Consider the following 8099-nt stretch of genomic DNA (forward strand, 5'->3'; position numbering starts at 1 on the left):
ACAAATGTTCGTAAAACCGCTTACTATTATCACAACATTCTTATTATAGCACAGAGAAAAACTACGGTTTAGCTACTTTTGACTTTTCTCCTTCACGGTTCGTTTGTGTGTTAAATGGCACAACGTAAAAACTTGGTTTTGAGAATATGTTAATAAACTTTTCCTCATATTTCCCAGCTCCTTTTACCGTCCCAACATGAGTATGAATTCCTTTTTCAACTTTATAAATCCGGTACATAATTCGCTCATCAGGAAGCGGCGTCCAACTTAGTTTCATCGTAAATAAACCGAAAGGACTAAATGCCAGTTTTGCCTCCACGTTTTTAATCTTATCTAAACGAATTGGCAGTCCAATTGTTTCAACACCTTTTGGCCGATGAAAACTCGCTTTATCTTGTATGTTTGCTTTCGTTAAAATCTTTTTAAATAACATCGTTGCAGATGCATTTCCATCTTGTAATTGATGCTCTTTATCAGTGCGGTCATAACCAATCCAAACTGCCCCTACTAAATTCGGTGTATATCCAACAAACCACATATCGCGCGCACCATGGTCATCATTCGGCAATGAAGTTGTGCCTGTCTTTCCAGCTAAAGCTCCATTATATACACCGGCTTTCGCCGTACCTTCTTTCACAACTCCTTCCAGCATCTTTGTCATGTACCATGCCGTTTGCTTTGAAAAGACTTTCGTTTCATCTTTTGATGATTCTCCAATAACTGCACCGTGTCTATTTAACACTTTATCAATAACGTGCGGTTCAATAATATTCCCGTTCGCTAAAAAAGAGCGGTACATTTTAACAAGATCAAATGGAGAAACACCATTTTTAAGCCCGCCAAGTGCCGTGCTTAAACCTGAGTCCGCAATATGAACATTTCCTTTCTCTAAATATTGCTTTCCCTCATCTACCCCTAATTCATTTAATAAAGAAACAGCTGGCACGTTTGCTGATTCTAATACCGCATCATACATCGTCATCTCTTTCGTATACTCATGATTATAATTTCGAGGTTCATAGCCTTCAAACGAACTTTTTTCATTCGTTAATAAAGAATATGGATTATATTTTTTCGTCTCAAGTGCTGGTCCATATACGATAAGCGGCTTTAAAACAGAACCAGGCTGCCTTTTTGCAAAAACACGATTAAGCCCTCTCGGAACATACTCTCTTCCGCCAATTGCTGCTTTAATTCCGCCAGTTTGATTATCCATTAATAAAAATGCACCTTGCGCCCCGTTTTCTTTACCAGGGAAATTTCTCGCATCTTGAAACTGGTTATATGCTACCTTTTGAATTTTTTCATCCATCGGTACAACAAACGTATACCCTCCGCGAAGCACTTCTTGATGAGACAAACCGTATAAACGTGCTGCTTCATCTATAACCATATCGATATACGGCATATATGCAAGTTCACGTTCATCTGAATTTTTATAAAGAGCGATTGTTTTCCCCTGGTAACGAACACTATCTTCCGCTGTTAAATAGCCTTGTTTATGCATAAGTGACAAAACAAGATCACGGCGTTCCTTACTCTTCTCAGGGGATAAGTACGGTGAATAGCCATTTGGCGCTTTCGGAAGCCCTGCAAGCATAGCCCCCTCTTCTACTGTTAAATCTGCTACATTTTTATTAAAATACAACTTTGCCGCCGCTTGAATTCCATATGCCCCATGGCCAAAATAAATATGGTTCATATACATTTCAAGAATTTGCTGCTTCGTATATTTTTGCTCTAATTGAAGAGAAATTGCGACCTCTTTCAATTTGCGTGTAAATGTTTTTTCACGAGTTAAAAAGACGTTTTTAGCTAATTGCTGCGTAATTGTACTACCGCCTTCTATCTTCTCTCCAGCTAACGCGTCTTTATAAAGCGCCCGAAATATAGAAGGATAATCAATTCCTTGATGCTCATAAAAACGAGAATCCTCCACAGCAACAAATGCTTGCTGCACGTACTTTGGAATTTCTTCGATCGGCACGAGCTCTCTATTTTCTACATATAATTTCGTAATTTCTTTTCCTTTCTGGTCAACGATACGTGATGAAGAGTGGAAAACAAGCTGCTTTTCATCCATCATATAGCCACCAGCTAACACAATAAGTTTATAAAGTACAATTGCTACTACAAACGTTGCTAACCCGCCCAATAAAGTCCACTTTGCTTTCTTCATACATCGGCCTTCTTTCCAAATGATGGTACATTTATTATTTGAAAAAGAAGTATCTTTATGTATATAATCTTCGAAGTTTTTTAAGAGAATTGATATAATAGAGACAAACCATAAAGGGGGCATTAAAATGAAGGCTATTATTTCATACGAAACACCTCTAGAACAAGCACATTTCACTGCAAAAAATAACGAAAAAGATATGTTTTATAAAGAAAATACAGAAGAATCTGTAGAATCGGCACTTCAGTATGACGTATTAGACTCTGTTGGAGAATTTAAAGGACAACCTGGCTATATTGTTTGTAACAACATTTCTGTAACAGACGAAGGTCGCCCAGTATTTGAAAACCGTTTTAAAAACCGCGCAGGTCTTATCGAAAATGAACCTGGCTTCCAAGCAATCCGTGTTCTTCGCCCATTAAGTAACGATACATATGTCATCTTAACGATGTGGGAAACTGAGCAAAACTTTAAAGACTGGACAGAATCACGTTCATTCGAAAACGCTCATAAAAAACGTCCTGCACAAGCAGAGGGACAAGCTCAGGCTCAGGCGCATCCACATGCAGAACAGCAAAAAAGCATTTTCTCTCGTCCATCTTTTGTGACTACTTTTGATGTGTTAGTTTAATTTAAAAGTAGTACAACACCGGCCGTACGTGAAATTATATTAACGATTTTCCGAATATATCTATCACATTTTGAAATATATCAACGATTCAACTAAAGATATCGATTTAACGACAAAAAAGGAAACACCATTACACACCGGTGTTTCCTTTTTCTTTATACCAATTATATATACGAAGCGCGTCTTCTTTTCGCATATGCTTCACTTCATAACCATGTCCCGCCACCGCTACAGCAGCTGTACATAACTCGTCTTTCTTTTGAAAATAAGATTGATTGTATCCGACTACTTGAATATGTCTTCTTCGCATGATCCCTGTGTATTTCGCGAGACCTCGGTGCACCATTACTAACTGATTGTCTCGTATCATATATCCACCACTTTTATATCTAGCGTATGCAAGTAACGTAAATACGATAAATAGTGGTATCAGGGTGAATAACGCAATATTTTGTTTAAAATATATACTCGCACCGGCGATCGGCACTGCGAGTACGGCACTTGTAATCCAGCCCATAATAATATAACGGCGCAATGCAGCCTTCGGTAAAGGAACGATTTCTTCTTCTATTTCATATGGCAACTGTAAATAGGCAAGTAGCTGCTGTACATCCTTTTTCTTCATGAAAGGATGTAACATCACTTCATTCCCTGCCGCTTCTATACTTTGAATGACTTCCACTTCGACAGAGCAATAACCGAAAGGCTGGCGAAGAATTCCTTCTTTTACAGTAATCGCTTGAATGCGGTGTAATTTTAACACAAACTCTTTCTTATCAAATAACCCTTGAACGATGCGAATTTCATTTCCGTTTCGCTCAATTTTAAAGTTCGCGTATTTTAATGCATAGCCGACCGTAGAAATGACCCACGAAATTGCCATTAAAATCGCGGCCATAACGATTAATTCATATACACCGTTATCCATCACATACGCTTCCACTTTATTTATGAGCCATTTTGGAAGAAATTGATTAAACTCTGTGTAAATAAGAAGTAATCCAGAAAACACTAATCCGAATCTACCAGACGTAATGGAAGCTACTAAAATCTCTTTCATCGTTAACTGATAAATCGTCTTACTTTCCTCTGTCATGGGCACTTCTTCACTCGCAGCGCTTCTTTTTTTATTTAGTAAGGCAATTAGTTCCTTCGCTTCATCTTCTTTAATACCAGCTAACATCACTTCCGGCTCACTACCGCCGCCCGCTACTTCTATATTTAATTTCGTAAGCCCAAGCATTTGATAAATGACATTAGAAGATGTACTAATGTTTTGCACACGGTCTTTATTTAAATAACTTTCCTTCTTCACAAAAACACCATGTTTAATATGTAAAATATTATTTTCAACCCAGTATACTTTGAAAAACCATTTTACAACTGAAAAAATAGCCATAATAAATAATACAAACAAAAGAACAAGATGTAAGAAATACCAAGGTTCTACTTCACCATCTGAACGAAATAAAACAAGAAAAATAAAAGGCAACAAAGCCGTAATTCGAATACCTAATAATATCGTAATCGGATGTTGCCTCTTATACATCCTCATCACTCACTTTCGCAAGCTCTCCAATTTGTCTTTTCAGCTGCTCTGCTTCTTCTTTCGTTAAACCGGGAATACTATGAGAAGTTGCCGCTGTTGAAATATGTAATTCTGCTAAATTATACTTTCTCATAATTGGGCCCTGTTCAATCGTTACGTGCTGCACACGAATCATCGGAATGAGTACGCGTTTTACAACGAACATTCCCTTTTGAATCTCAATCTCTTCTTCATTTAATCTGTAACTATAATAGCGTTGACGTAAATTTGGAAATACAAAATAATCAAGTGGGATAAATGTAATAGCACCTGTTACTAATAGTCCAAACAACCAGCCCCACCAGTTAAAATTGATCATAAAAAAGAAATACGCAATTACGACTGCTAGTATAACTGCCGCCCCAATTAAAGCGTGAATTCTCCACACTTTCAGCATATTAGAATGAATCTCCCTTTCTAACGGCTGCATCTCATCACTCCAATTATATGAATTTATTAATTATATATTAGTTGGTATATACATATTTGTAAAATTATAGTTTTTACATCGTATCGATCATTTCTTTAAAATTCCCTTCATTAATCGAATACACATGAAACTGAATGTAATCTATTTCATTCGTATTAGGACGGGCATATGGCAAAATGTTAAATTTAGAAGCTGATCTTCCTAACATATCTACAATCATTAGAGAAACGTCAATATATTCGAAGTCTACACGGAATACTACTGCTTCTCCCGTAAATTCATAATCTTTAATCGCATCATAAGATTTATTCGCACTTATAAGCGTCACTTTTAGTAGTTGGTTTAAATTTTCTGGTTTAAAATTAATCATATACGCAGCTCCTTTTTTCAATAAAACACTATGAAAACAGTGTAATCTTATAATTTCATAGCTTTACACATCAATTATATAAAAAATAAAGCTAGTTTTTTATAAATTTTTTGATATAATTACTTACGGGAAACGGGAAGAATTTTGTCTTCCCTTGTGTTTTTATTTGCATCTAGTACTTTTGCTAGATGCCTTTTTTTATGCTAAAAAAGGTACCCTCATATACTTTGAGGATACCTTTTCCATCAATTTAGTGCACTTCAACGATTGTACCGTCTTCGAATACTTTAAATACACCAGTAAATCCTGGTCCACCTGCACCTTCTATTTTATATGTCGTATGCACTCTTATTTGATAATATTTCTTTCCATTCTCTACTTGCGTATTCTCTAGCGTGTAATCATAGTCTTCTTTATATTCATTTTTGATATATTCTTTTGCTTTCTCAAAAGTAAATGCATTTTGATTCTTTCCTGTTTCTACTTTTTGGTTCTTTTCTGCTTCTACCTTTTGATTCTTTTCTGTCTCATTTTTTTGGTTCTTTTCTGTTACTACCTTCTGATTCTTTTCTGTCTCAGTTTTTTGGTTCTTTTCTGTTGCTACCTTTTGATTTTTTTCTGCCTCAGTTTTTTGAGTCTTTTCTGTTGCTACCTTTTGACTCGTTACTGCATCATTTTTTTGTGCCTTCGCTGCTGCCGCTACATTCTTTGCAGTTTTTTCTTCTTCACCAATTTTAGTAACTAATCCTACGGCTTTTTTATTATATTCTTCAAGGTTCTTATTATCTTTTGTTTCTGCAACTAGCTTATTTAATATCTCTTTCGCTTCTGCATAATTTTTCTTACTTATTAACTCTTCACTTTTCGCCAGTTGCTCGCTATACTTCTTTTTTTGTTCTAAGATGGCTAGCAGTGCTGTTCGTTCTTCCTTGGCTTGTTTTATAAGCGTAGTATTTCCATTCTTCATGTTCTCTACTTTTTCAAATGACTTGATCGATTCTTCTAACTTTGCTTCTTCTTTTAGCTTCACTGCTTCAATCATTGCTTTCGTTTGCTCTGCAAACACTTTTGCATCTGAATCATCTTTTTTCTCATCTAGTGCTCGTTCAAATGATGATAAAGCATTTTTATATTCTTTATTCGTTAACGCAGTCTTTCCTTCATCCATTGCTTTTTCAAAATCCCCATTACTACATCCAGCTAGCATTAAAAACATAAGTCCAATTACTGTTAATAACTTTCTCATTTTCTCTCCCCCTATATATGCTTAAAACAATAACCTCATATGTATAAAAGTCTGTGTAGTAATTAGGCTAAAAGTAAATTATGTACTACATTGCGCGCGGGAAAAGAAGTACATTTCATTTACTCTCATTACTTAAAACCCCTAAATAGTTGGTAGTCTTCTTCTTTTAAGACAGAAAGGAATTTTAATAATGTGCATAAAGCTCTCACTCAGGCTCTTTACTACACACACTCTTATACACATAGAAAATCATTTTTAGTTCATAGTTTGCTATTTCTTCAACTTTAAATATTCTCAGTTGATTGGAACTACAAACTATAATTTGTAACATACCGAAAACAACAGAAAACAAGATGTAACAAAAGTCACATCTTGTAACCTTTCTGTAACACAAATGTAACATAGTGATTTGAAACATGCAATGGTTTTTTTACATTATTTTCCCCTACCTATATTGTAAGGCGTCAATAAGATTCCAAACTGAATTTCATCTTCCACCTACCGTTCGGCTATCGTCCTTCAAACACTTTAGGAAAGAGGCTTCTTTCCTAAAATGTTAAAATTAATTACATAAATAGCTCTTTTTTTTAACAAAACTCTACGAAAACGTGTAACCTTTTACTTCCATAACTTTACACATCAAATATATATAATAAAGCTAGTTTTTTATAATTTTTTGAAATAATCACATACGGGAAACGGGAGACATTTATCTTCCCTTGTGTTTTTATTTGCATCTAGTACTTTTGCTAGATGCCTTTTTTATTATGCCAAATAATATAAAAAAGGTATCCCCAAATACTTTGAGGATACCTTTTCACTTTTATTATCTTTGCTGTTTTCTACCTAATACGAGCAATCCAAAACTCATCATTACAAGAAGTGCTCCCATATATGGTTCCACAGGCATTTTCTGCCCTGTCTTCGGTAATTCTTTTTCAGGTTTCTCTGGGTTCGTTGTTCCAGGTTTTTCTGGATCTGTTGTTCCAGGTTTCTCTGGGTTCGTTGTTCCAGGCTTCTCTGGATCTGTTGTTCCAGGCTTCTCTGGATCTGTTGTTCCAGGCTTCTCTGGATCTGGTGTTCCAGGCTTCTCTGGATCTGTTGTTCCAGGCTTCTCTGGATCTGGTGGTGCTAAAGAAGTCAATTTATTTAATACTTCTAATTGAACCGGACTTACCATTCCTTTTGTAATTTCAAATGGAATTGGATTAGTTAATTTTTCATAACCTTTTGGTGCTTCTACTTCTACAAGTGTGTAGTGACCTACAGATAAGTCTGAGACTTTCGCTTTTCCTTCTTTATCTGTTGTTACTTTCGTTACTACTTTTCCTTTTTCGTCATGGACTTCAAACACTGCCCCTGATAATACATTCTTACTTTCAGCAGCCATTTTTGTAATTTCCACTGAACCTTTGTCTAACTGTTCATTCTCTACTTTCAATGATAAGACTTCCGTCATACCTTTTTTGATTTCAAATGATACTGGTTCTGTTAATTTTTTGTAGCCTGGTAAGTTTTCTTTCTCTACTAATTTGTACTTTCCTACAGATAAATCTGAAATTGTTGCTTTTCCTTCTTTATCCGTTTTTACTTCTGTTACTACTTTTCCTTGCTCATCTTGCACTTCAAAGACTACGCCTGCTAATGCTTTTTGG

At 35.6% G+C, this 8099-nt stretch carries 7 protein-coding genes; 1 reads left to right on the forward strand and 6 read right to left on the reverse strand.

The features are described from left to right. Positions 1-61: 61 nt before the first annotated feature. Positions 62-2179, reverse strand: coding sequence for a transglycosylase domain-containing protein (locus BAU23_RS21165; RefSeq protein ID WP_071735106.1), 2118 nt, complete (start codon positions 2177-2179; stop codon positions 62-64). Between the two features lie 127 nt (positions 2180-2306). Here BAU23_RS21165 and hmoB point away from each other — a divergent pair, with 127 nt between their 5' ends. Further along, positions 2307-2810, forward strand: a complete 504-nt coding sequence (gene hmoB, locus BAU23_RS21170; RefSeq protein WP_000644086.1) for a heme-degrading monooxygenase HmoB — start codon at positions 2307-2309, stop codon at positions 2808-2810. A gap of 130 nt (positions 2811-2940) precedes the next feature. Here the strand turns inward: hmoB and BAU23_RS21175 are convergent, their stop codons facing one another. The 5 genes from BAU23_RS21175 to BAU23_RS21195 form a co-directional block, all read right to left on the reverse strand. After that, entirely contained in the window at positions 2941-4359 is a 1419-nt protein-coding gene (locus tag BAU23_RS21175; protein WP_071735107.1) for a PH domain-containing protein, read from the reverse strand. Next, positions 4352-4828, reverse strand: a complete 477-nt coding sequence (locus BAU23_RS21180) for a PH domain-containing protein (protein ID WP_001182711.1) — start codon at positions 4826-4828, stop codon at positions 4352-4354. The genes BAU23_RS21175 and BAU23_RS21180 overlap by 8 nt, the downstream gene beginning before the upstream one ends. A 73-nt stretch (positions 4829-4901) precedes the next feature. Further along, a complete protein-coding gene (locus tag BAU23_RS21185; RefSeq protein ID WP_000606829.1) occupies positions 4902-5198 on the reverse strand; it encodes a hypothetical protein in 297 nt (98 codons plus the stop codon). Between the two features lie 250 nt (positions 5199-5448). Beyond that, the gene (locus BAU23_RS21190; RefSeq protein WP_071735108.1) at positions 5449-6444 is read right to left on the reverse strand and encodes a hypothetical protein; all 996 of its coding nucleotides are present in this window, start codon (positions 6442-6444) and stop codon (positions 5449-5451) included. 826 nt (positions 6445-7270) lie between these two features. Next, positions 7271-8099, reverse strand: an 829-nt coding sequence (locus BAU23_RS21195; RefSeq protein WP_116733310.1) for an MSCRAMM family protein, incomplete at its 5' end; no start/stop codon positions are given.

The organism is Bacillus nitratireducens, assembly GCF_001884135.1.
Lineage (GTDB): Bacteria > Bacillota > Bacilli > Bacillales > Bacillaceae_G > Bacillus_A > Bacillus_A nitratireducens.